The organism is Actinomadura rupiterrae, from assembly GCF_024172125.1.
Classification (GTDB): Bacteria; Actinomycetota; Actinomycetes; order Streptosporangiales; family Streptosporangiaceae; genus Spirillospora; species Spirillospora rupiterrae.
This window is the reverse complement of sequence record NZ_JAMZEA010000001.1, coordinates 166,340-189,591: the sequence shown is the minus strand read 5'-3', so window position 1 is coordinate 189,591 and position 23,252 is coordinate 166,340. Positions and strand designations below refer to the sequence as shown.

The 23,252-nt window shown below is 70.8% G+C and carries 20 protein-coding genes; 13 read left to right on the top strand and 7 right to left on the bottom strand.

Features of this window, described 5'->3' with window-relative positions:
• The first annotated feature begins 37 nt into the window (after nt 1-37).
• Nucleotides 38-889 carry a hypothetical protein gene (locus FHU30_RS00895; RefSeq protein ID WP_253870198.1) on the top strand — a complete coding sequence of 284 codons (852 nt, stop codon included), beginning with the start codon at nt 38-40 and terminating at the stop codon, nt 887-889.
• Between the two features lie 6 nt (nt 890-895).
• On the opposite strand, the gene FHU30_RS00890 is transcribed toward FHU30_RS00895, so the two are convergent.
• A complete protein-coding gene (locus tag FHU30_RS00890) occupies nt 896-2,416 on the bottom strand; it encodes an ATP-dependent DNA ligase (protein ID WP_253870195.1) in 1,521 nt (506 codons plus the stop codon).
• A gap of 115 nt (nt 2,417-2,531) precedes the next feature.
• On the opposite strand from FHU30_RS00890, the gene FHU30_RS00885 reads away from it, so the two are divergent.
• The gene (locus tag FHU30_RS00885) at nt 2,532-3,536 is read left to right on the top strand and encodes a hypothetical protein (RefSeq protein WP_253870192.1); all 1,005 of its coding nucleotides are present in this window, start codon (nt 2,532-2,534) and stop codon (nt 3,534-3,536) included.
• A gap of 395 nt (nt 3,537-3,931) precedes the next feature.
• Entirely contained in the window at nt 3,932-4,741 is an 810-nt protein-coding gene (locus FHU30_RS00880; RefSeq protein WP_253870189.1) for a 4'-phosphopantetheinyl transferase family protein, read from the top strand.
• A gap of 51 nt (nt 4,742-4,792) precedes the next feature.
• Here the strand turns inward: FHU30_RS00880 and FHU30_RS00875 are convergent, their stop codons facing one another.
• Both FHU30_RS00875 and FHU30_RS00870 read right to left on the bottom strand, forming a co-directional pair.
• Nucleotides 4,793-5,656, bottom strand: a complete 864-nt coding sequence (locus FHU30_RS00875) for an SDR family NAD(P)-dependent oxidoreductase (protein ID WP_253870187.1) — start codon at nt 5,654-5,656, stop codon at nt 4,793-4,795.
• A gap of 72 nt (nt 5,657-5,728) precedes the next feature.
• Nucleotides 5,729-6,835 carry a ferritin-like domain-containing protein gene (locus tag FHU30_RS00870; RefSeq protein WP_253870182.1) on the bottom strand — a complete coding sequence of 369 codons (1,107 nt, stop codon included), beginning with the start codon at nt 6,833-6,835 and terminating at the stop codon, nt 5,729-5,731.
• Nucleotides 6,836-6,957: 122 nt separating this feature from the next.
• On the opposite strand from FHU30_RS00870, the gene FHU30_RS00865 reads away from it, so the two are divergent.
• Entirely contained in the window at nt 6,958-7,647 is a 690-nt protein-coding gene (locus FHU30_RS00865; protein ID WP_253870180.1) for a TetR/AcrR family transcriptional regulator, read from the top strand.
• Here FHU30_RS00865 and FHU30_RS00860 read toward each other — a convergent pair.
• Nucleotides 7,644-8,294 carry a TetR/AcrR family transcriptional regulator gene (locus FHU30_RS00860; protein ID WP_253870178.1) on the bottom strand — a complete coding sequence of 217 codons (651 nt, stop codon included), beginning with the start codon at nt 8,292-8,294 and terminating at the stop codon, nt 7,644-7,646. The two genes, FHU30_RS00865 and FHU30_RS00860, sit on opposite strands and share 4 nt — an antisense overlap.
• An 86-nt stretch (nt 8,295-8,380) precedes the next feature.
• Here FHU30_RS00860 and FHU30_RS00855 point away from each other — a divergent pair, with 86 nt between their 5' ends.
• Nucleotides 8,381-9,847, top strand: a complete 1,467-nt coding sequence (locus tag FHU30_RS00855) for a flavin-containing monooxygenase (protein WP_253870176.1) — start codon at nt 8,381-8,383, stop codon at nt 9,845-9,847.
• A gap of 306 nt (nt 9,848-10,153) precedes the next feature.
• On the opposite strand, the gene FHU30_RS45720 is transcribed toward FHU30_RS00855, so the two are convergent.
• The 3 genes from FHU30_RS45720 to FHU30_RS00835 form a co-directional block, all read right to left on the bottom strand.
• Nucleotides 10,154-11,449 carry a hypothetical protein gene (locus FHU30_RS45720; RefSeq protein ID WP_301322531.1) on the bottom strand — a complete coding sequence of 432 codons (1,296 nt, stop codon included), beginning with the start codon at nt 11,447-11,449 and terminating at the stop codon, nt 10,154-10,156.
• Between the two features lie 147 nt (nt 11,450-11,596).
• On the bottom strand, nt 11,597-12,832 hold the full coding sequence (locus FHU30_RS00840) for a PucR family transcriptional regulator (RefSeq protein WP_253870172.1): 1,236 nt from the start codon (nt 12,830-12,832) through the stop codon (nt 11,597-11,599).
• Nucleotides 12,833-13,102: 270 nt separating this feature from the next.
• Nucleotides 13,103-14,359, bottom strand: a complete 1,257-nt coding sequence (locus FHU30_RS00835; protein ID WP_253870170.1) for a PucR family transcriptional regulator — start codon at nt 14,357-14,359, stop codon at nt 13,103-13,105.
• Nucleotides 14,360-14,732: 373 nt separating this feature from the next.
• Here FHU30_RS00835 and FHU30_RS00830 point away from each other — a divergent pair, with 373 nt between their 5' ends.
• From FHU30_RS00830 to FHU30_RS00795, 8 genes are read left to right on the top strand one after another with little or no spacing between them, the layout of a single operon-like run.
• Nucleotides 14,733-15,839, top strand: a complete 1,107-nt coding sequence (locus FHU30_RS00830; protein WP_253870168.1) for an ABC transporter ATP-binding protein — start codon at nt 14,733-14,735, stop codon at nt 15,837-15,839.
• Nucleotides 15,836-16,624 (top strand): MlaE family ABC transporter permease, encoded by a 789-nt coding sequence (locus FHU30_RS00825; RefSeq protein WP_253870167.1) that lies wholly within the window; start codon nt 15,836-15,838, stop codon nt 16,622-16,624. The genes FHU30_RS00830 and FHU30_RS00825 overlap by 4 nt, the downstream gene beginning before the upstream one ends.
• Nucleotides 16,624-17,445: an MlaE family ABC transporter permease gene (locus tag FHU30_RS00820; RefSeq protein WP_253870164.1), complete on the top strand. Its 822-nt coding sequence runs from the start codon at nt 16,624-16,626 to the stop codon at nt 17,443-17,445. Before FHU30_RS00825 ends, FHU30_RS00820 begins: the two co-directional genes overlap by 1 nt.
• A gap of 2 nt (nt 17,446-17,447) precedes the next feature.
• Nucleotides 17,448-18,725 (top strand): MCE family protein, encoded by a 1,278-nt coding sequence (locus FHU30_RS00815; RefSeq protein ID WP_253870161.1) that lies wholly within the window; start codon nt 17,448-17,450, stop codon nt 18,723-18,725.
• Entirely contained in the window at nt 18,722-19,780 is a 1,059-nt protein-coding gene (locus FHU30_RS00810; RefSeq protein WP_253870158.1) for an MCE family protein, read from the top strand. The genes FHU30_RS00815 and FHU30_RS00810 overlap by 4 nt, the downstream gene beginning before the upstream one ends.
• Nucleotides 19,777-20,814, top strand: coding sequence for an MCE family protein (locus FHU30_RS00805; RefSeq protein WP_253870155.1), 1,038 nt, complete (start codon nt 19,777-19,779; stop codon nt 20,812-20,814). The genes FHU30_RS00810 and FHU30_RS00805 overlap by 4 nt, the downstream gene beginning before the upstream one ends.
• Nucleotides 20,814-21,998, top strand: a complete 1,185-nt coding sequence (locus FHU30_RS00800; protein WP_253870151.1) for an MCE family protein — start codon at nt 20,814-20,816, stop codon at nt 21,996-21,998. The genes FHU30_RS00805 and FHU30_RS00800 overlap by 1 nt, the downstream gene beginning before the upstream one ends.
• Nucleotides 21,998-23,251 carry an MCE family protein gene (locus FHU30_RS00795; protein WP_253870149.1) on the top strand — a complete coding sequence of 418 codons (1,254 nt, stop codon included), beginning with the start codon at nt 21,998-22,000 and terminating at the stop codon, nt 23,249-23,251. The genes FHU30_RS00800 and FHU30_RS00795 overlap by 1 nt, the downstream gene beginning before the upstream one ends.
• The last annotated feature ends 1 nt before the right edge of the window (nt 23,252 follow it).

The following is a 23,252-nucleotide window of genomic DNA, read 5'->3' as shown; positions in this document are numbered from 1 at the left end:
GCAGATCACGGGGCATGATGGTGCATACGGGGGGTGCATGCACGAGTTCTTTGTACGGCGGATCGTCGAGACCGGTCGGTTGCCGCTGTTCTGCTTCTTCGTCGCCTTCATCGTGACGTTCGTCCTGACGCGGGTGAACGTGCGGCTGATCCGGAATGACGTGCGGTGGTGGTTCCGCAACGTCAAGGCGGGCGACGTGCACATCCACCACGTCGTGTTCGGCGTGGTGCTGATGCTGCTGGGCGGGGTCGCCGGGTTCGCGATCCCGTCGGCGCACTCGTGGCCGAACGTGCTGGCGGCGAGCGTGTTCGGGATGGGCGCGGCGCTGGTGCTGGACGAGTTCGCGCTGATCCTGCACCTCCAGGACGTCTACTGGACGGAGAAGGGCCGCGCGTCGGTGGACGCGGTGTTCGTCGCGATCGCGGTGACCGGGCTGCTCTTGTTGGGGGTCCATCCGCTCGGGATGACCGGGTTCGAGCAGCCTGCGCCGGGGGACGAGACGGCGCGGCCGCTGCTGCTGGTGGTTTACGTGGCGTCCCTTTCGGTCAACCTGGGGCTCGCGGTGGTGGCGCTGCTGAAGGGGAAGATCTGGACGGGGCTGCTCGGCCTGTTCGTGCCGGTGGTGCTGATCGTCGGCGCGGTGCGGGTGGCGCGGCCCGGGTCGCCGTGGTCGCGGTGGCTGTACGCGCCGGGGTCGCGCAAGTACCGGCGGGCCGTCCGGCGCGAGGAGCGGTACCGGCGGCCGATCATCCGCGCGAAGATCTGGATCCAGGAGTTCATCGCCGGGCGGCACGACCTGATCCCGCCGGAGGCGCGGCGGCGCAAGACCGGCAGGACGGGCGAGCATGCCTTGCCCGACCGGCGGCACCGGCGGTCCCGGGTCGACTGAGGCGGGTCAGATGCCGGCCAGGGCTCGGACGGTTTCGATGGTGTCGGCTTCGGCGGCGGTCTTGTCGGGGCGGTAGCGCAGGACGCGGGCGAAGCGCAGGGCCAGGCCGCCGGGGTAGCGGGGGCTGGTCTGGAGGCCGTCGAAGGCGATCTCGACGACCAGCTCGGGCCGGACGTGGACGGTGTAGGAGTCCTCGCGGACGGCGAGGGCCTTCAGCTTCTCGGTCTGCCAGGCGAGCAGCTCGTCCGTGAGGCCCTTGAAGGTCTTGCCGAGCATGACGAAACCGCCGGTCTCGGGGTCGCGCGCGCCGAGGTGCAGGTTGGACAGGAGGCCGCGGCGGCGGCCGTGCCCCCACTCGACGGCGAGGACGACCAGGTCGAGCGTGTGCCGCGGCTTGACCTTGATCCAGCCGGCGCCGCGGCGTCCGGCGGCGTAGGGCGTGGCGGGGGACTTCACGACGACGCCCTCGTGCCCGCGCGCGACGGCGTCCGCGAAGACCTTCTCCGCCTCGGCGGGGTCGGCGGTGACGGTGCGCGGCATCAGCAGGTCCGGGGGGACGGCCCGGACGAGCGCCTCGTGGCGTTCGGCGTCGGGACGGTCGAGCAGGTCGGCGCCGTCCCGGCGCAGGACGTCGAACAGGAACAGCGACAGCGGGACCTGCGGGCCGTCCTTCTTCGTGCGGGTGGCGGTGCGCGCGGCGGTGATCTGGAACGGGTGCGGGCGGCCGTCCTCGCGCAGCGCGATCAGCTCGCCGTCGAACACCGCGTCGTGCAGGCCGAGCCCGCCGAGCGGGCCGGTGATCTCCGGCAGCCGCGCGGTGATCTCGTCCAGGGTGCGGGTGAAGACGCGGACCTCGCCGTCCCGGACGTGGATCTGCGCGCGGATGCCGTCCAGCTTCCACTCCACCGCGGCGGGCCCGTCGATCTTGGCGAGCGCGTCCGCGAGGCTCGGCGCGGACGAGGCGAGCATCGGCCGGACGGGCCGTCCGACCTCCAGCTTGAACACGCGCAGCCCGGGGACGCCGTCGGCGAGCGCCGCGACCGCGACCGGCCCGAGCGCCCCGCGCAGCATGGCCGCGCGGCGGACCTCCGCGAGCGGGACCTCAGCGGCCGTCGCGACGGCGTCGGTCATCACGCCGTCGAGCGCGCCCTGCCGCAGCTCCCCGGACAGCAGCCGGACGAGGAACTCCTGCTCGGCGAGCGTGGCCCGCGCGAAGACGGCGTGCAGCAGCTCGCGCCGCCGCGCGACCGACCCGGCTCCGGAGACCCCGCCGATCTCCCCGAACGCCGCGTCGACCTCGGCCACGGTCAGCGCCGGCTCGGACGCGGCGGGAGGCAGCTCGCGCAGCGCCGCGTAGCCCACGCCGATCTGCCGCTGCGGCAGCTCGCCGGACAGGTAGGCGACCACGACGGCCGCTTCGCCCTGCCCGGCGGAGCGCAGCGCGCCCGCCAGCGCGTTCACCTTGGCCTTGCGGCCCGCCTCGGCGGCCACCTCGGCCGAGGTCCGGGCGATCTCCGAAAGCAGCACGGTCCCATTGTGACCTGCGGGTCCGACAGTCCCGGGGCCCGGCCTCTGGCGTGCCCGCGCCCGGCCCGTCTACCGTCGGGTTGAACGGGCAATCGGGGGAGTGAGGAGCGGCAGCGTGGGCCGTCCGACGCAGTCCGGTGGATCCGGAACGGGACGTCCCTGGGACCCGTCCGAAACCCCGCCCCCTGGCCCCTTCGCCGGATACGAAGCCGAGGGCGGCCTGGCCGGGGACGGGGATTTCGGGCCGGACGAAGGGGAGCCGGGCGGGGACCTGCCTCCGGGACACGGCGGCGAGGACCTGCCGCCGGGGCATCGGGGCGGAGGGCTCGCGCGGGCGGGCGATCCGTTCCAGCGGGTGTACTCGCCGCCGGAGCCGCCGTCGCAGGCGCGGCGTCCGAAACTGCTGATCGTGCTGGTGGCGGTCGTGGCGTTCGCGGTGGCGGCGGCCGGGGTGTTCCTGCTCGTCCCGACCGGAGGGAAGAGCAAAGCCGGGCCGTCCGAAACAGGGCCTGCGACCCCGTCCGGAACAGGAAACGGAAGCGGGACCGGCGATGCGACCGCCTCGGAGACCCCGAGGCCGTCCGCGCCCTCCAAGAGCGCCCCGGCGCCGAAGCCGAGCGCGAAACCGTTCACCGTGCTGTCCCTTCCGGACGCGTGCACGACCGTCTCGGAGCCCGTCCTCAATCGGGTGGTGCCGGGGGCGAGCAAGCAGCCGAACGCCAACAACACGCTCGCTACCTGCACCTACACCTCGAAGGCGCCGTTCCGGTGGCTGCTGGTGGAGCTCTACCTGTTCCCGTCCACGACCCTGCCGGACGCCGCGGGCGAGGCGAGCCGCGACTTCGGCGCGCGCTGGACGCAGGCGCACAACACCCCGCTGGAGCGGACGTTCGCGCTCGAACAGGTGCCCGGACTCGGGGACGAGGCGTTCCGCAGTTTCAAGCAGGACAGGGGCCAGCCGCTCGTCGTCGGAGAGGTCACCGCCCGGCGCGGCAACGTTGAGATCAGGGTCGGTTACAGTCGGCAGCTGCCCTCTGGGACCACTCCGGAGTCGCTCCGGCAAAGCGCCCTGGCCAATGCGACGGACGCGGCGCGGGAAGTGCTGGCCGCGCTGCGCTAAACCATTTCTGTCCTCAATCGGCCGGATCATGTCGTGGACTCAGTCAGTGACTTCTAGGGTAGTGCGGTAAAGGGGAGGGTCACGTCGGCTGGGAGTGCCGTCCGGCGTGGTAGAGCCTGGGGAGGAGGAGGTTGAAGCCCGTGGCCGCGAAGCCGCAAGGCGTGTCCTGGGTGTAGGCCCGGACACGTGTACGTCAAACTCCGCGAGGGGCCGTGGAACGGAACGCCGTTCCACGGCCCGCATGGTTTTCGGGGCGAATTTGGACGGACGGTGACCAATTGGTGACCGATGAACGCCCTTCGATGCCGAATCCGCCATCAGCTAATGTCACGATCAACGAACCTGCCATCGGCTAATGTCACGTTCAACTGATCGTCGCGTCGAATGGAGTCCGGGTGGAACCGGTTACCGTCTGGTGGGCCGAACGCGCCGCGGCGGCGGACGCGCCGGTGGCCGTGCTCGACCCGGTCGAGCGGGCCCGCCGCGACCGCTACCTCCGCGACGCCGACCGCGACCGGTTCACCCTCGGCGTGGCCCTCTCCCGCTTCGCGCTCGGCCGCCTGCTGGGCATGCCGCCGGAGAAGGTCCCGATCGACCGGACGTGCCCCGACTGCGACAAGCCGCACGGCCGCCCCCGGGTCGCCGACCGCCAGGACGCGCCTCACATTTCGGTCTCACATTCGGGCGACCGAATCGGGGTCGCGATCTCCCCGTACGGGCCCCTCGGGCTGGACGTCGAGGAGTCCCGCAAGATCAACACCGACATCGCCCGCCACGTCCTCGCCCAAGCCCGCCCGGCCTCCGCCGAGCCCGACACCGAGGCGGCCTCCGCCGAGCCCGGCACCGAGTCGGTCTCCGCTGAGCCCGGCACCGGCACCGACACCGAGGCGGCCCCTGCCGAGACCGCGGCCGCCCCCGCCGAGACCGCGGCGGACATGGACGAGCTGCTCGTCTACTGGACGCGCAAGGAGGCGCTGCTGAAGGCGACCGGTGACGGGCTGCGCGTCCCGATGCCGCACCTTCACACCACGCACGCGCGCGAGGCGCCGCGCCTGCTCTCCTGGAAGGGCCGCGACGACCTGCCCGCCCGCTTCGTCCTCCACGAGCTGCACCCGGGCACCGGCTACGCCGCCCACCTGGCCCTGCTGGACCACCCCGCAGGCGTCCCGGTAAAGGAACGCCCCTCCACCGACCTCCTGCACTAGCACGCACGAGAGGACGCCTCGTGCGTGCGCGATGCCGGCGTGCGTCGGCACTCAGCCCAGCGGGGCGGGGATGCGCGCTATGGCCCGCAATGCGCTCGGGGCGACGCGGGACAGGGCGTGGAGGACGTGGGCCTCGGTGTTGACCGGGACGACGGCCTTGTTCTTCACGATGGCGTGGACGATCCGCTCGGCGACCTTCTCCGGCGGGTAGTTCCGCAGCCGCAGCCCCCGCTCGGCACGGGCGCGCTGGCGCTCCTGGCCCGCCTCGTCCAGCCCGACATAGGTGCCGTTGCGGGCGATGCCGGTCTTGGCGAACCCGGGGCAGACGGCGGTGACGCCGATGCGGTGCCCGGCCAGCTCCGCGCGGAGGCACTCGCTCAACATCAGGACGGCCGCCTTGGTCGTGCAGTAGGCGGGCAGCGTCCGGGTCGGCGCGAACGCGGCGGCGGACGCGATGTTCACGATGTGCCCGCCGTAGTTGGGCTTGTCGGGCTTGTTCGGCAGCGCCTCGACGCGCTCGACCATCTGCTTGGCGAACAGCCGCGAACCGTGGATGACACCCCACAGGTTCACGCCGAGGATGCGCTCCCAGTCGTCCACGCCAGTGTCGAGGAGCGGTCCAAGGACGGCGATGCCCGCGTTGTTGACCACGATGTCCGGGACGCGGTGGTCCGCGCGGACGGCGGCGGCGAACTCCTCCATCGCGTCCGCGTCCGCGACGTCCACCCGGTAGGCCGCGCCGACCGCGCCGAGCGACTTGGCCAGCACGACGGTGCGTTCGGCCGCGGCCAGGTCGATGTCGGCGGCGACGACGGCCGCGCCGCGCTCGGCGAGCGCGAGCGCGGTGGCCCGGCCGAAGCCGCCGCCGGCTCCCGTGACGACGGCGAGTGCTCCGTCGAAGAGCGCGAGGGACATAGCTGACCTCCGTGGGTGGGGTGCGCCCAAACCTACTCAGGTCGCCGCCCCCACGCGATCAGATGGAGCGCGTCAGCGGGCGGCTTCGGCTTCGATCACCGCGTCCACCTCGGCCTTGCGGTCCGCTTCCTCGGCGGCGAAGCGCTCCGCATCCAGTTTGTCCGCCAGCTCCTCGTCGTTGCGCATCAGGGCGTCCAGATCGGCCTTGGACGCGTCGAGCACGCCCATCTCCTCGAACGTCGCCTGGATGCGGGGGCTCCACAGGCCGATGTCCTTCACGCACGGGACGATCCGGCTGAACAGCAGGCTCTGGAACATCCGCATGTAGGGGGAGTTCTTCACCATCTCGTCCACCTCGGCGATCGGGACGCCGAAGTTCGTCCAGATCTCGCGTCCGCGGAGCCGGTCGCGCATCAGGTAGCAGCCCTGGATGACGAACTCCTCGCGCTCGCCCAGCTCGGGCGCGGACAGCTGCTTGTAGTAGTCGCGCAGCGCGAGCCGCCCGAACGCGACGTGCCGCGCCTCGTCCTGCATGACGTAGGTGAGGATCTGCTTGGGCAGCGGCTTGGTCGTCATGTCGCGCATGACGCCGAACGCGGCGAGCGCCAGGCCCTCGATGAGCACCTGCATGCCGAGGTAGGGCATGTCCCAGCGGGCGTCGGCGAGGGTCTCGTTCAGCAGTTCCTGGAGCTTGGTGTTGATCGGGTAGACCAGTTGGATCTTCTCCTGGAGGAACTTGGAGAAGATCTCGACGTGCCGGGCCTCGTCCATGGTCTGGGTGGCCGAGTAGAACTTGGAGTCCAGGTCGGGGACGGCCTCGACGATCCGCGCGGCGGTGAGCATCGCGCCCTGCTCGCCGTGCACGAACTGGCTGAACTGCCAGGACGAGGAGTGCTGCCGCAGCTCGCCGCGCTCGCGGACGCTCATCTTCTCCCAGTAGGGCGTCCCGTAGATGGCGAGGGACTGGTCCGGGACGCCGAGGACGTCATGCGGGTCGACGTCGAGGTCCCAGTCGATCCGGGTGGTGGAGTCCCACTGCCGGTCCTTGCCCTTCTGGTACAGCGCGAGGAGCTTCTCGCGGCCGTCGTCGTACTCCCAGGTGAAGCGCGTGTCGCCGGACATCGGGACCGTCGCGGTGGACGGCTCGACGGGCGTGGTGTACAGGTCGTGGGTCGACATGCTGGACCTCCGGCACGTGGCGGCGGGCCGGGACGTACGTACGTTGTACGTCCGGCGTACGTTGTACGTACCGTGTCATGGTTCACTTACGTCAGTCAATCGTTACGAATGCGGGATGCGCGATGAGAGATGTGACCCCTGTCACCGCGGACGCGGAGGCTCCGGCGGCGCGTCCGGCGCTGACCCGCGACCGGATCGTCCGCGCGGCGATCGCGCTGATCGAGGCGGACGGCCCGGAGGCGCTGTCGATGCGCCGCGTCGCCGCCGCGCTGGACGTCGCGGTGATGTCCCTCTACAACCACGTCCCGAACAAGAAGGCGCTCCTCGAAGGCGTCGCCGAGTACGTGGCGAACCGGCTCGACCTCGCCGACGACCCGTCCGCGCCCTGGGACGAGCGCGCACGCGCGCTGCTGCGCGCCCACCGGAAGATGGCGCACGACTTCCCGCGCAGCCTCACCGTCGTGCTGACGCACAAGGTCGACACCCCGGCGGGGCTGCGTCCGGCCGAGCGCGCGCTCGCGGTCGCCGAGGCCGCTGGGCTGGACGGCCGGACCGCCGTCCGCGCGATGCGCGCGATGCTCGCCTACGCCGTCGGCACCCAGATGCGGGAGCTGCGCGTCGCCGAGACGATCGCGAACCTGGACATCCCGCACGCCGAGGCCTTCGCCAAGCTCGACCCGGACGAGTTCCCGCACGTCATCGCGCTCGCCTCCGAGCTCGGCGAAAACGACCCCGACGCCGACTTCGAGTTCGGCCTGGACCTCCTCATCACCGCCCTCGACCGCATAGCCCAGCAGCAGCGAGCCCGCTAGGAGGCGGGTGGGGTTGAGGGCCAGGCGGAGAGGTAGGGGCCGAGGCCCTGGCGGCAGAACTCGGTCATGTGGCGGGCGGCGTCCTCGGCGGTGACGTCGGGGTTGCGGGTGCGCCAGAGCGCGAGGCGCTCGCACGCGCCGACGATGATCTCGGTGTACGCCAGCACGGTCGGCTCGGGCGCGTCCGGCGCGTAGGCGCGCAGGACGTCGGCGATGAGGCCGCTCTGCTGTTGCCGGGTGTCCTCGACGGCCTCGGCGGCGGACGGCGGCACGTCCAGGGGCTGCTGCATGAGCAGCGAGAACGAGCGCGAGTGCTCGCCCATGAACTCGAAGTAGGCGACCATGCCGCGCCACAGGACCTCGTCGGCGGTCTCCGCGCCGGCCATGGCGCGCTGGGTGGCCTCGTACAGCTCGGCCTTCGAGCGGGCCATGCAGGCGAGCATGAGGCCGTCCTTGGAGCCGAAGTACTCGTAGAGCATGGGCTTGGAGACGCCGCAGCGCTCGGCGATCTCGTCCATGGAGGCGGCGCGGAAGCCGCGCTCGCCGAAGACCTCCTCGGCCACGCCGAGCATCTGCGCCTCCCGCTCCGGCCGGGACATGCGGCGGCGCGGCCGGGCCCCGGCCGGGCGTGCTGTGGCACTGCTCACAGGAAATCCGATCTATTGGACCTACCGTCAGTAACCTACCAGCGGTAACTTACTCATAGTAGGTCTCCGTTCGATGGGATGGGTTGATGAGCGAAAGCACCTCCCCGGCGATCGTGGTCATCGGGTCCGGATTCGCCGGGCTCGGTATGGCGATCCGGCTCAAGCAGCAGGGTTTCCACGACTTCGTCGTGCTGGAGAAGAGCGAGGCCCTCGGCGGGACCTGGCATGACAACACCTACCCGGGCTGCGCGTGCGACGTGCCGTCCCACATGTACTCGTTCTCCTTCGAGCTGAACCCGAACTGGTCGCGCATGTTCGCGCCGCAGCCGGAGATCCGCGCGTACATGGAGGCGACCGCCGACAAGTACCGGGTCCGCGACCACATCCGGTTCGGCGCGTCCGTCGACTCGATGGAGTGGGACGACGCGACCGGCCGCTGGAACGTGACGCTCGCGGGCGGGGAGGTGATCCGGTCCAAGGCGATCGTCACCGGCATCGGCGCGCTGCACATCCCGTCCTTCCCGGACCTTCCCGGCATCGAGCGCTTCCAGGGGACGGCCTTCCACTCCGCCGAGTGGGACCACGGCACCGACCTGGCCGGCAAGCGCGTCGCCGTCATCGGGACCGGCGCGTCCGCGATCCAGTTCGTCCCGCAGGTGGCGAAGAAGGCGTCCAAGCTGGTGCTCTTCCAGCGGACGCCGCCGTGGATCCAGCCGAAGCCCGACCGGCCGTTCTCCCCGGGCGTCCGCAAGGTGTTCGAGAAGGTGCCGGGCGCGGCGCGCGCGTTCCGCAACGGCATCTACTGGGCGCTGGAGGCCCGCGCGGTGAGCTTCGCGGTGAGCCCGAGCCTGTCCGGGCCGATGAAGAAGCTCGCGCTGAACCACCTCAAGAAGCAGATCCCGGACCCCGAGCTGCGCGCGAAGGTCACGCCGGACTACACGATCGGCTGCAAGCGCGTCCTGCTGTCCAACGACTACTACCCGGCGCTGACCCGCGACAACGTCGAGCTCGACACGTCCGGCGTCGCCGAGGTGCGCGAGCACTCGATCGTCACCAAGGACGGCGTGGAGCACGAGGTCGACGTCATCATCTACGGCACCGGCTTCAAGGTGACCGACGCGCTCGCCGAGATGCGCGTGACCGGCCGCGACGGCGTGAAGATCCAGGAGGTCTGGGCGGACGGCATCGAGGCCCACCACGGCACCACGGTCGAGCGGATGCCGAACTTCTTCATGCTGCTCGGCCCGAACACCGGCCTCGGCCACAACTCGGTCGTCTTCATGATCGAGATCCAGATCCAGCACGTGCTGAGCTGCCTGCGCCTGCTCCAGGACCGCGGCATGGACACCATCGAGCCGAAGCCTGGCGCGGTCCGCTCCTTCAACGACCGTATGCACCGCCGCCTGCGCCGCGCGGTGTGGAACGAGGGCGGCTGCCAGTCCTGGTACCTGGACGAGCACGGCGTCAACCGCACCCTGTGGCCCGGCTTCACCTTCGAGTTCTGGGCGTCCTCCCGCAAGGCCAAGGAAGAGGACTACCTCCTCACCCGGTGAGCCCGAACCCGGTGAGCCCGAACCCCCTGAGCCCGAACCCCCCTGAGCCCGAACCCGGTGAGAGGGCCCCAGAAAGTGGGACGCCGCCCCGCGACCGTGCAGGCACCGGTCGCGGGGCGGCGCGTCTTGTACCGGCGAGCCGTTGCAACGCCGGATAGATGCTCAAGCGCCGGTCAGAGGCTGAAGCGTCAGTTAGAGGCTGAAGTGCAAGCTAGACCTTGAGGCATCAGTTAGAGCTTGTAGCGCTAGCTAGACGTTGAGGCATTAGGTAGCGCCTGGAGCGGCAGGTGGATGCTGAAGCTGCGGTTAGTTGCTGAAGCGGGGGCGTGGGCGGAGGAGGCGGCGGCGTGCGGGGGCGGGCTGGGGCGGTAGGGCGCGCATGCGGGCGACCGTGAGGCGCTTCTCGGCGAGGTTCAGCTGGACCAGGCCCTTCTCGGTGAGGTCGCGGGCGGTGATGCCCTTGCCGAGCAGGATCCAGTTGGTGCGCTCGTCCCGCGCGTGCAGCCGGCGGCGGCGCGTCACGTAGCGCGGGGTCATCAGCAGTCCGGACGCGACGAGCACCGCGGCTCCGGCCCAGGCGACCGCGCCGGGCTCCGCGCCGCTGAACAGCGGCTCGTGCGCGGCCTTGAGGCTGGTCACCGGGGACAGCGGCAGCGAGACGCCCGCGACCTGCGGTCCGGTGACGGGCGGCAGCGCGACGCTCGGGGTCTGGAACGGGTTGCGGTCGCCGAGCGGGTCGAGGCCGGGCGGCGGGGCGTTCACACCGGGCGGGAGCGTCCCGTACGGTCCGGGCGGCCCGCCGTTGCCGTTCCCGGGGATCGTCACGGACGCGGCGACGACGCTGAGCGAGGCCGAGACGCTGTGCGCGCCCGCGTTGCTGGACGTGACGGTGGCCTTGATGGTGATGGTCCCCGGCTTCGTCCCGGCCGGGACGGTCACCGACCCCAGCGCGGACGTCGAGCCGGACACGCTGCCCAGCCACGTACTGGAAGGCGCAGCCGAGGCACCGCCGCTCGCGGAGAGCGAGACGCTCACGCCCGAGGCCGTCCCGGACACCGAGACCGACACCGACACGGTGTCCCCGGCGTGGACTGCGGACGTGGAGAGGGCGATGCCGAGCCCGAGCCCCGGCTTGCCGTTGCCCCCGCCGGGCGTGGTCGGCCCGCCGCCGGGCACGTTGCCGCCCGGGGTTCCGCCCCCACCGGGCGTCCCGCCGCCTCCAGGAGTACCGCCCCCACCCGGCGTGCCACCGCCGCCTGGCGTCCCACCGCCGCCTGGCGTCCCGCCGCCACCAGGGGGAGTGGAGGGCGGCGTGGTCGGCGGAGTAGTGGGAGTGGTCTCGGTCGGCGTGGGCGTAGGGCTGTCGGAGGGCGTGCTCGACGAGCCGCCCCCGGTCCCGGACGAGCCCCCGGTCCCGGACGAGCCCCCGGTCCCGGACGAGCCTCCGGTCCCGGGCGTGTCCGAGGCGCCGGCCGTCGGGGTCGCGTCGTCCGCGAACGCGGCGGTCGCGAGGGCCGCGGGCGCGACCAGGCCGCCGAAGGCCAGGACCGCGGCCGCGCCGAGGCCCGCGAACATGGGAAGTCCGACCGGTCGGGTACGCACCCCGTCCTCACCTCCGCCATTAGGCGACGTCTGGAAACAATTCCTCGGACAGTAATATGAACACGCCCGGGGAATGGCTATCAACCCTCCCGGGGATAGTCGCCCCGGAAGACGAGAATGGGCCTGGTCATCGGCTCCGAATTATCATCAGGTGAGTGCCGGCGGCAGCTCGCCTCCGTCACCCGACGCTGTTTCACCCACCTCCTTGCGGAGCCTGGTCGCGCGGAGTACGACCTCGATCGCGAAGCGTGCGTCCGGGTCGCCGAGCCGGTCCCCGAGCGCCTCCTCCAGGCGGCGCATCCGGTACCGGACGGTCTGCGGGTGGATGTTCAGCCGGTCCGCCAGCTCGACGGCCGTGCCGCGCGTGGTCAGCCAGGCGTAGAGGGTCTCCAGGTACTTCTCCGGCTGCCCGCCGCCCAGCTCCGTGACTCCGGCGAGGTGCCGCCGAGTCAAGTGGTCGATGACCGTCTCGTCCGACAGGAGCCACAGCGTGACGAGGTGCTCGCCGCTGTCCACGACGAGGTCGTCACCGAGGGCGCCCGTCCGGGCCAGCGCCAGCGCGCGCCGCGCCCAGCGCAGCGACTCCGCGGCCCGGACGGTCGGGACGGTCAGCCCGAGCGCCAGCCGCCGATCAGGCCACCCGGAGGTGAGCATCCGCAGCCGCCCGGCGTCCACTTCCCCAGGAACGAGCAGGTGAGGCGTAGGCCCAGAAAGATCAACGAGCAGGTCGCGGTGCAGCGTATGAGGGGACGGCTGCGGCCCGGTGGGCAGCGCGACCAGCGTGACCTCGTCCGGCACGGTCCATCCGGCGAGCCGGGCGAGGTTGGCGACGACCTGCGGCGTGGGCGGCGGCTCGCGGAGCAGGCTGTGCAGCATCCGCCGCCGGTGGTCCTGCTGCTCCTCGTCCGGGCGCGCGGTGACGTAGCCCTCTAAGGACAGCGAGGCCAGCTCGTTGATGTAGGAGAACAGCTCGTCGGCGAGGCGGATCATCGCGGGCGCGGGCAGGTTCCGCTCGGCGGCGCCCTTCATCACCCGCCGCCAGGCGACCTGCGCGCCGATCCGGTAGGCGGTCTGGAGGCTGGAGAGGGTGCGCCCCTCCATCGCCTCGAAGCGGCCGAGCCGGCGGTAGGTCTCGTCGTGCTTGTCGCGCGGGGTGGACGGGTCGGCGAGCGTGTCGACGAAGTGCGTCAGCGCCCGCTCGACGCCGATCCGCAGCGCCTGCACGTAGGGGCCGTCGGTGCTGCGGCCGTACTCGGGGACGGCCCGCTTGATCTCGGTGATGATCTCCGCGGCGAGGCTGGGCAGCTCCGGCCGGACGAGCGCGATCAGCCACCGGGGGGCGGGCTGTCCCGTCCCGGCCGGGTCGCCGTGCGTCTGCGCCATCGCGCACTCCTCCACCGGCGCGCGCGGCGGCGGCCGGGCCGATGGGGGCACGGTCCGGCGGCCGCCGCGGCGCTGCCCGGCGGTGGGGTCAGGCCCCGGGCCGCTGCCGCGTGCGTCGCGGACGGCCCGGGGTCCGGGGGTGGGACCGCTCCCGTCGCGTCGAGCGGGGGTCCCCACGCGGCGGCAGCGGCTCGTGTGTGATGGAGCACACTGACGGTAGATCAGTGCCCGGGTGTGACGGAGGCCACTAAAGGTAAGGAGAGAGTAAAATCACTTTGCGGACCTTTTCGGTGACCCTCCGTCCTCGTCCGCCCTGTCTGCGGGAACGTCGTCGTCGTGCATCAGCGCGGCGGCGCGCAACGTCACATCCAGGGCAAACCTGGTTTTGGGGTCGCCGAGGCTGTCGCCCAGGTAGTGGTCGAGCTGGCGCAGGCGGTAACGCACCGTCTGCGGATGGACGCGGAGGCTCTCGGCGATGTCCACCGCCGTTCCACGCGTCGTGACCCATTCTGTGAGGGTCGCGGTCAGCTTCCGGCGGTGGCCGGCGGTCAGGTCGGCGAGCGGCGCGAGGTGCCGCCGCGCCATCTCGTCCGCGAGGACGGTGTCGGAGAGCAGCCACAGCGTCGTGAGGTGCTCCTCGCAGGGGATCAGCGAGCCGCGCGGGATGATCTCCTCGCGGGCCAGCTGCAGCACCCGGACGGCCCAGCGCAGCCCGTGCGCGACACGTTCCAAAGGAAGCGTCAGGCCGAGGACGCTGTCCGCTCCGTCCAGGGCGCCGCGCAGCATCGCGGCGCGCGCGGGGGTGAACGGCCCGGGGATCAGCAGCCGCGGCTCCGGGTCGTCCAGGTCGATGAGCACGTCGCCGTCCAGCGCGGAGCGGGTGCAGGGCGCGCCGGGCGCCACCGCGACGACCGTGGCCAGCTCGGGCAGCGGCCACCAGGCGGCGGCCCGCGCCAGCTCCTCCACCGCCTCGGCGGACGCCGGCGGCTGCCGCAGCAGCGTGCGCAGCAGCTCCCGGCGGACCTCGCGGTGGTGCAGGTCGGCGTGTTCGAGCGCCTGCCGGTGCCCGGTGCGGGACGCGGCGACCGCCTCGTCCATGTAGACGATCATGGCCTCGACCAGGGCCGCGACCTGCCCGCCGGGCACGCCCTCGCGCTCGGCGACGGCGGCGGTGCGCCGGTAGCAGACGTGGAAGGCGGTCCGGTAGGCGGCCTGGAGCAGGTCCAGGCTGCGTCCCTCGACGGCCTCGAAGTGGCCGAGCGCGCGGCAGGTCTCGTCCCGGTCGGCCAGCGCCGGGGCGCGGCCCGCGACCTGCTCGACGAACGCGGTGAGCAGGCGCTCCACGCCGACCCGCAGGATCCGTCCGTAGGCGGAGCCGGCCGGACGGTCGTACTCGGGCACCGTCCGCCGGATCTCCGCGTCCACCTCGTCGATCGCTGCGGGCAGCTCGGCCCGCATCAGCTTGGCCAGGTGCCGGGGCACCCGCATGTCGAGCGGTCCGGACAGGTGGTCCAACGTGTCGGTCAAGACCTCACCGCCTCCGATGGGAGTCAAGGAGAGCACGCGTGTGACCCAGGGCACGCGGAGCTTAGGCACGCCGCACGGGAGGAACAAGGTCGAGGCCCTCAGATGCCCCGCCAGTACTACGCGGGTGACAAGTCCGCGCGGGGGCGTTGCTCGTGATCTGACAAACACCTGTGTGTGTCTGGTGCTCGAAAAGTGCCTACCGGCCGGTACTCACCCCGAGGGAATTCGCCGGGCCCAAAAAACTCAGGCGCTGACAACCGGTCCGTAGAGTTGCCGATTCGATGCAATTGACTATTGAGTTTCGCGCAGTTTCCGCCGTACGGTCGCCGCCACGGCAACTCAACATTCGACTCCGGTTCGCTGGCGGTGGTTCGTGGGAATTGAGGTCGCCGTCGAGGGGCTGACGAAATCCTTCGGCGCGCAGACGATCTGGCGGGACGTGTCGCTGACGCTCCCGGCCGGAGAGGTGACCGTGCTGCTCGGTCCGTCCGGGACGGGCAAGACCGTCTTCCTCAAGTCGCTCATCGGGCTGATCAAGCCCGAGGAGGGCACCGTCCGCGTGGACGGCGTGGACATGGTGAACGACCCGGACCGCCGGGTCTTCCGCGAGCGCAAGCGCTTCGGCCTGATGTTCCAGGACGGGGCGATGTTCGGCTCCCTGAACCTGTACGACAACATCGCGTTCCCGCTGCGCGAGCACACCCGCAAGACCGAGGCCGAGATCCGGCGCATCGTGCTGGAGAAGATGGACACCGTCGGCCTGGCCGGGGAGGAGAAGAAGGTCCCCGGGCAGATCTCCGGCGGCATGCGCAAGCGCGCCGGCCTCGCCCGCGCGCTGGTCATGGACCCCGAGGTCATCCTGTGCGACGAGCCGGACTCGGGCCTGGACCCGGTCCGCACCGCGCACCTGTCCCAGCTGCTCATCGACGTCAACGCGCGCATCGACGCGACGATGCTGATCGTCACGCACAACATCGAGATCGCCTCGACCGTCCCCGACAACATCGGCATGCTCTACCGCCGCGACCTGGTCGCGTTCGGCCCCCGCGAGACCGTGATCGCCTCCGACGACCCGGTGATCGCGCAGTTCCTGCGGGGCAGCCCCGAGGGGCCGATCGGGATGAGCGAGGAGAAGGACGCCGCGCTCCTCGCCGAGGAGGCCGCCCGGGCCGCGAACCGGCCCCGGCCCCCGTCCCGTCCCATCGAGATCCCGGCGCAGCTGCGGCCCAGCCCCGGCGAGCCCGAGCGGTCCGGCGAGCTCCGGCACGCCGCCCGCGTGGACGCCATGCTGCCGAACCTGCCGCCCGAAGCCGTCTCCGCGATCCTGCGCGGCCGCGCCGCCACCGCCGAGGCCGCCGCCGCGGCCGCCGCGGCGCGGTCCGCACCGGCAGCCGCCGCGCCCCCGAGGGCCGCGCACTCCACCGCCCCGGCACCGCCGCCGCTGCCACCCGAGTTCAAGTCACCCGGGGAGAACCCGTGACAACACCCCAAGCATCCGTACCGGGAGCGGCGGCCCTGCGCCAGACCGGACGGCTGTTCGCCCTGGCGGGCACCGTGCTCGCCATGACCTTCAAGAGACCGTTCCAGGTCCGCGAGCTGATCCAGCAGTTCTGGTTCATCGCGTCGGTCGCGATCCTCCCGACGATGCTCGTCTCCATCCCGTTCGGCGCGGTCATCTCGCTCCAGGTCGGGTCGCTCGCCAAGCAGCTCGGCGCGCAGTCGCTCACCGGCGGCGCGTCCGTGCTGGCGGTCGTCCAGCAGGCCAGCCCGCTGATCGTGGCGCTGCTGATCTCCGGCGCGGCCGGCTCGGCGATCTGCGCCGACCTCGGCTCCCGGACGATCCGCGAGGAGATGGACGCGATGGAGGTCATGGGCGTCTCGCCCATCCAGCGCCTCGTCGTCCCGCGCGTGCTCGCCTGCACGGCCGTCGCGGTCCTGCTGAACGGGCTGGTCTCGGTCGTCGGCGTCGCGGGCGGCTACTTCTTCAACGTCGAGCTCCAGGACGGCACGCCCGGCGCGTACCTGGCGAGCTTCTCGGCGCTGGCGCAGCTGCCCGACCTGTACGTGAGCGAGCTGAAGGCGCTGATCTTCGGCTTCATCGCCGGGGTCGTCGCGTCCTACCGCGGCCTGAACCCGCGGCCGGGGCCGAAGGGCGTGGGGGACGCGGTGAACCAGTCGGTGGTCGTCACGTTCCTCCTGCTGTTCTTCGTGAACCTCGTGCTGACCGCGCTGTACCTCGAAATCGTCCCGCCGAAGGGGGCCTGATGGCGACCGTACGCACCATCCGGCCGCACACCTGGCTGGACCAGCCGGGCGACCAGCTCGGCTTCTACATCCGCGCCCTGCTGTGGACGCCGCGCGCGCTCCGCCGCTACCCGAAGGAGATCGTCCGCCTGCTCGGCGAGGTCGCGTTCGGTTCCGGCGCGCTCGCGGTCATCGGCGGCACGGTCGGCGTCATGCTCGGCATGACGGTCTTCACGGGTGTCGTCGTCGGCCTCGAAGGCTACGCGGCGCTCGACCAGATCGGATCGGCGGCCTTCACCGGCTTCGTCTCCGCCTACTTCAACACCCGGGAGATCGCCCCACTGGTCTCAGGTCTGGCGCTATCGGCGACCGTGGGCGCGGGCTTCACCGCGCAGCTCGGCGCGATGCGCATCAACGAGGAGATCGACGCCCTCGAAGGCATGGGCATCACGAGCCTCCCGTACCTGGTGACGTCCCGGATCGTCGCCGGGACGGTCGCGATCATCCCGCTGTACGGCATCGGACTGCTGAGTTCGTACCTCGCATCGCGCGAGGTCACCGTACTCATCAACGGCCAGTCGACAGGCACGTACGACCACTACTTCAACCTGTTCCTAGCACCAGAAGACGTGGTCCTGTCCTTCGTCAAGGTGCTGATCTTCAGCGTCATGGTGATCCTGGCGCACTGCTACTACGGCTACCGCGCCGTCGGAGGCCCCGCCGGGGTGGGCGTCGCGGTCGGACGGGCCGTCCGGACGGCGATCGTGCTGATCAGCGTGACCGACTTCTTCGTCAGCCTCGCCATCTGGGGCGCGACGACGACCGTGAAGGTGACGGGGTAGCGATGGCGCGTTCGACGACCCTGCAGACGCTGGAGAAGCGCGTCCTCGGCATCGCGTTCCTGCTGGTGCCGGCGCTGCTGATCTGGCTGTCCATCGCGATCTACGACAAGCGGTTCACCAAGGTCACGATGGTGACGCTGCACACCTCGACGGCCGGGCACGAGATGCACGAGCAGGCGGACGTGAAGGTCCGCGGCGTCGTGGTCGGCGAGGTCCGCACGATCCGGTCCGAAGGCAACGGCGCTGTGCTCAAGCTCGCGCTGAACCCGGACAAGGCGAGGTTCGTCCCGAGCGACGTCCAGGCGCAGCTGCTCCCGACCACGGTGTTCGGCGCGCGGTTCGTCTCGCTCGTCCCGCCGCCCGGATCGACCGCCTCGCCCGTCCACGACGGCAGCCAGATCAACGAGGACCACAGCCAGAACGCCGTCGAGCTGTCCCAGGTCCTCAACAACACGATGGCGCTGCTCAACACGCTCCAGCCCGCGAAGCTGTCGGCCACGCTGAACGCGATGTCGACCGCCCTCGAAGGACGCGGCGACCAGCTCGGCCGCAACTTCGTCCAGCTCGACTCCTACCTCAAGAAGCTCAACCCGGACGTCCCGGCGCTCAGCGAGAACTTCCGGCAGCTCGCCACGTTCTCCCAGAACTGGGCGGACGCGTCGCCCGACCTCCTCAACGCGCTCACCGACTTCGCGAGCACCAGCCGGACGATCGTCGACCAGCGCCAGAACCTGTCGTCGCTGTTCGACACCACCGGCCAGGCCGCCGACGACCTCGGCGACTTCTTCCGCCGCAACGGCGGCAACATGATCGCGCTCTCCACCGAGAGCCGCGCCAGCCTGGACCTGCTCCGCCGCTACGCGCCCGCCGCGCCCTGCACCTTCCGCGCCCTCGCCGACTTCATCCCGCAGATGGACCGGGTCATGGGCAAGGGCACCGACAGGCACGGCGTCCACGCGATCGTCGTCTCGGTGCAGAACAAGGGCCGGTACGAACCGGGCAAGGACGCCGTCCACTACGGCCCCGGCGGCGGCCCCCGCTGCTACAGCGCCCCCTACTACCCCGGCGGCGGCAAGTCCCCGAAGGCCGTCCGGGTCGGCGCGCCGACCGCGGGCGCGGTCCCCGGCTCCGGACTCGGCCCCGCCAACTCGGCCTCGGAGAACGACCTGGTGAACGAGTTCGTCGCGCCGTCCATGGACCAGGTGCCCGACCAGCTTCCGGACTGGTCGTCGGTCCTGGTCGGCCCCATCTACCGCGGGACGGAGGTGACGGTGAAGTGAAGCTCACCGGCCAGGGCCTCAAGGGCCTCGGCGTCCCGCTGATCTCGTCGATCATCTTCATCGCGGTCACGGTCGCCTCGACCGCGCTGCTCGCGGCCAGCATCACCGACACCACGTCCGGTGACCGCGTGTCCTACTACGCCAAGTTCAACGACGTCGCGGGTCTGCACCCGGGGCACGGCGTGCGGATCGCGGGTGTCCGGGTCGGGCAGGTCCAGAAGATCAGCGTCACCGACCACCGGCTCGCGCTGGTGAAGTTCTCGGTGGACCGCAACCGGCGCCTGCCGTCCACGGTCACCGCGTCCGTGAAGTACCTGAACCTGGTCGGCGGCCGCTACATCGCCCTCGACCAGGGCGCGGGCGCGCCCGGCCAGTACATGCCGCGCGGCGGGACGATCCCCGTCGACCGCACCACCGGCCCGCTGAACCTGACGCAGCTGTTCCAGGGGTTCCAACCGCTGATGCAGGCGCTGTCACCGGGTGACGTGAACAAGCTGTCGGAGTCGATCGTCCAGGTGCTCCAGGGCGAGGGCGGGACGGTCACCAGCCTGCTCCGCACCGTCGGGCAGCTCACCAACACCCTCGCCGACCGCGACCAGGTGATCGGCGACGTCATCCACAACCTCACGACCGTCGTGGAGACCGTCAACAACCGCGACAAGCAGCTCGTCAGCCTCGTCTCGACGCTCCGCGAGTTCACCTCCGGCCTCGCCGCCGACCGCAAGGCCATCGGCGACTCGTTCCAGGGCATCAGCGACCTCGCCGACGCGACCGCCGGGTTCCTGAACGACGGCCGCGAGCCGCTGCGCAACGGCATCGTCCAGCTCGACCGGCTCGCCACCAACCTGAACCGCGACCAGCCGCTCGTGGAGAACTTCCTGCGGCGCTTCCCGGAGAAGGCCGGCACCATCGGGCGGCTCGGCTCCTACGGCTCGTGGATGAACTTCTACCAGTGCGAGGTCCAGTTGATCGGCGTCCACTATGCCGGTTCCGACATCGACCACCGCCCGCCGCCCACCGGCGTCCCGCTGAAGGACGCGAGGTGCCGAGGATGAGGCTGTTCCCGCACGTCAAACCGCTCCGCGACCGCAACCCGATCCCGATCGCGATCATCGGGATGGCGCTGATCCTGGTCGCCGGCCTGCTCGCCTACCGCGTGGACGACCTGCCCATCGTCGGCGGCGGCACGACCTACAAGGCGTACTTCTCCGAGGCCGCCGGCCTCAAGGACGGCCAGGAGGTCCGCGTCGCGGGCGTCAAGGTCGGCAAGGTCACCGGCGTCTCGCTCGCCGGGAACAAGGTCAAGGTCACCTTCCGGGTCAAGCACACCTGGGTCGGCGACGCCAGCACCGCGACGATCATGATCAAGACGCTGCTCGGCTCGAAGTACCTCGCGCTCGACCCGCTCGGCGGCCGCACCCAGAACCCCCGCGACCCGATCCCGCTGAGCCGGACGGTCTCGCCGTACGACGTGACCACCGCGTTCGAGGACCTCGGCCGCACCTTCCAGCAGGTCGACACGGTGAAGATGGCCCAGAGCCTCACCACGATCTCCAAGACGTTCGAGAACACGCCCGCCGAGGTGCGCACCGCCCTCACCGGCCTGTCCGCGCTGTCGAAGACGATCGCGAGCCGGGACGCCGACCTGGCCCGGCTGCTCGCCGGGACCAAGCAGCTGTCCGGCACGCTCGCCGCGCAGAACTCCCAGTTCGAGACCCTCTTCAAGGACGGCAACCTGCTGCTCGCCGAGCTCCGCAACCGGCGCGAGGCGATCCACCGCCTGCTGACCGGCACCGAGGCCCTCGGCGAGGCGCTGGTCAAGCTCGTCCAGCGGCTGGAGGGCCCGATCTCCCCGATGCTGCGCCACCTGGACCAGGTCACCGACATGCTGCAACGCAACCAGTCCAACCTCGACCGGGCCATCCGCGTCGCGGCCCCCTACACCCGCATGGTCGTCAACGCCACCGGCAACGGCCGCTGGATCGACGGCTACCTCTGCGGGACCGTCCCCAAGGAGTACCTCAGCAACGGCCGCTGGCAGCCGCCGGCCGTCGGCTGCGAGCCCCCGCACCTGACGGGAGGCCGCTGATGAGCGCCCTCCGGGACCACCGCATCCGCGCCATGGAGATCATCGTCGCGGTGTTCGTCCTGCTCGTCGCCGTCGCGCTGTACGTGGTGCTGGGCAACAAGCCGACGCGCGTCCTGCACGCCGACTTCGCCACGGCGATCGGCGTGTACCCGGGCTCGGACGTCCGGGTGCTGGGCGTGAAGGTCGGCAGCATCCAGTCGGTGAAGCCGCACGGCACGCAGGTCGCGGTCACGATGCGCGTGAACAAGGACGTGCCCGTGCCGTCCGATGCGCGGGCGATCGTCATCGCGCCGAACCTGGTGTCCGACCGGTACGTGCAGCTCGCGCCTGCCTATGGCGGCGGGCCGCGGATGGCCGACAACTCGACCATCGATGTGAGCCGGACGGCTACGCCGCTGGAGCTGGACTCGCTGTACGACAGCGTGCGGAAGTTCAGCAGCGACCTTGGGCCCAACGGTGTGAACGCTCGGGGCGCCCTGTCGTCGGTGATCCACACGGGCGCGGCGAACCTCGACGGCAACGGGCGGATGTTCAACACGACCATCGCCAACCTCGGACAGCTCTCGCAGACGCTGAACCACTCGTCCGGCGACCTGTACGCGACGATCAGCAACCTCAACCGCTTCACGGCGATGCTGCGGGGCAACGACTCGCAGATCCGGTTGGCGGAGCAGCAGTTGGCTGATGTCAGCGGGTTCTTGGCGGACGACCGTCAGGACTTGGCCGGTGCGCTTCGGGGGCTGGCCCAGGCGTTGGCCGAGGTCAAGGGCTTCATCACCGACAACCGGGATGCCTTGAAGCGGAACGTGGACAAGCTCGCCAACATCACGCAGGTGCTGATGGATCAGCGGGCGTCGCTGGCCGAGGTTCTCGACAACGCGCCGGTGCTGACGCAGAACGCGTTGAACGCCTACGACCCCGACACCCGGACGCTGATGTCCCGCGGCAACCTGCTGGAGATCACCAAGGCGTTCGGCAACCTCTCCCAGAAGGGCCTGGAGGGGACGGGAGCCGACACGCGTCCGGTGTGCGCGGCTGCCTCTGCTCAGACGCCCGCTCTGAAACTCCAGTGCAGCCGGCTCCAGACGAACGGCCTCACGGCCGTCGGGCCGTCCGGCTCGGGAACCCTTCCCGCGCTGCCGTTCCCGCCCGCCGGTCAGGTCTACGCAGGGGGAGGTCGGTGATGCGACGTTTCCGTCTCGCCGGTGTGTGTGCGGTGGCCGCGTCCGCTGTGCTGGCTGCGGGGTGCTCGCAGGTTTCGGTGGAGCAACTGCCGTTGCCTGGTGGCGCTTCGCTGGGCTCGCACCCGTACACCGTGCATGTGCAGTTGCAGAACGCTCTGAACCTCGTCCCGCAGGCCGCTGTGCGCGTGAACGACGTGCCTGTGGGACGGGTGAAGAAGATCTCGCTTCCCGACAACGCCTGGTACGCCGATGCGACCGTCCTGATCAACGGGGACGTGCGGCTTCCGGCCAACGCGACGGCGAACCTGGAGCAGTCGAGCTTGCTGGGGGAGAAGTACATCAAGATCTCCGCCCCTACGTCGGACGCGTCCACGGCTCGGCTGGCCAACGGCGCGACGATTCCGCTCTCTCGGACGACTCGCAACGCTGATACCGAGGAAGTTTTCGGTGCGCTGTCGATGCTGCTGTCCGGGGGTGGGCTGCCGCAGATCCGGACGATCACGCGGGAGCTGAACCGGACGTTGAACGGGCGCGAGCCGCAAGTTCGGTCTTCGCTGGAGCAGCTCAACAAGCTGACTACGACGTTGAACACGAACCGTCAGTCGATCGTGGACGCGCTGGACGGGTTGAATCGCCTGTCTTCGACCGTGGCGGCTCGGCGCGGCCAGGTGGACACGGTGCTGACCGACCTGTCGCCCGGGTTGAAGGTGCTCTCTGATCAGCGAGGGCAGCTCGTCCAGATGCTTCAGAAGCTCGATGACCTGTCGAAGGTCGCCACGGGCGTGCTGAACAAGAGCCGCGACAACACCGTGGCCGATCTGAACTCGCTCGACGTGGTCGTGCAGAAGCTGGCCGACTCCGGGCGGGACCTGCCGAAGTCGCTCCAGATTCTCTTCACGTATCCGTTCACGGACGAGGCGATGAAGGCCGTGAAGGGCGACTACCTGAACGGCTACATGACGGTCATCGCGGCGCCAGGCAACGACTGCGTCATCCCGCCCGTCCAGGAGACGGACCAGAAGAAGAACGCGCCCAGGCTGCGCGCGCTGGCCGAGAACTCTCCACCGGCCGGGCCACTGCCGACTCCGTGCCCGGCGAACACCTCGTCGCCCTCTTCGAAGCCGACCTCGTCGCCAACGACCACTCCACAGCAACCGGTGGGTCCGACCACCCCGGCGGGTGGCTCGGGAGGCTCCGGCGGGACGGATCCGAACCGTCCGGCGCTGCCCCTGCCGACTCTGGGAGGCAACTGAC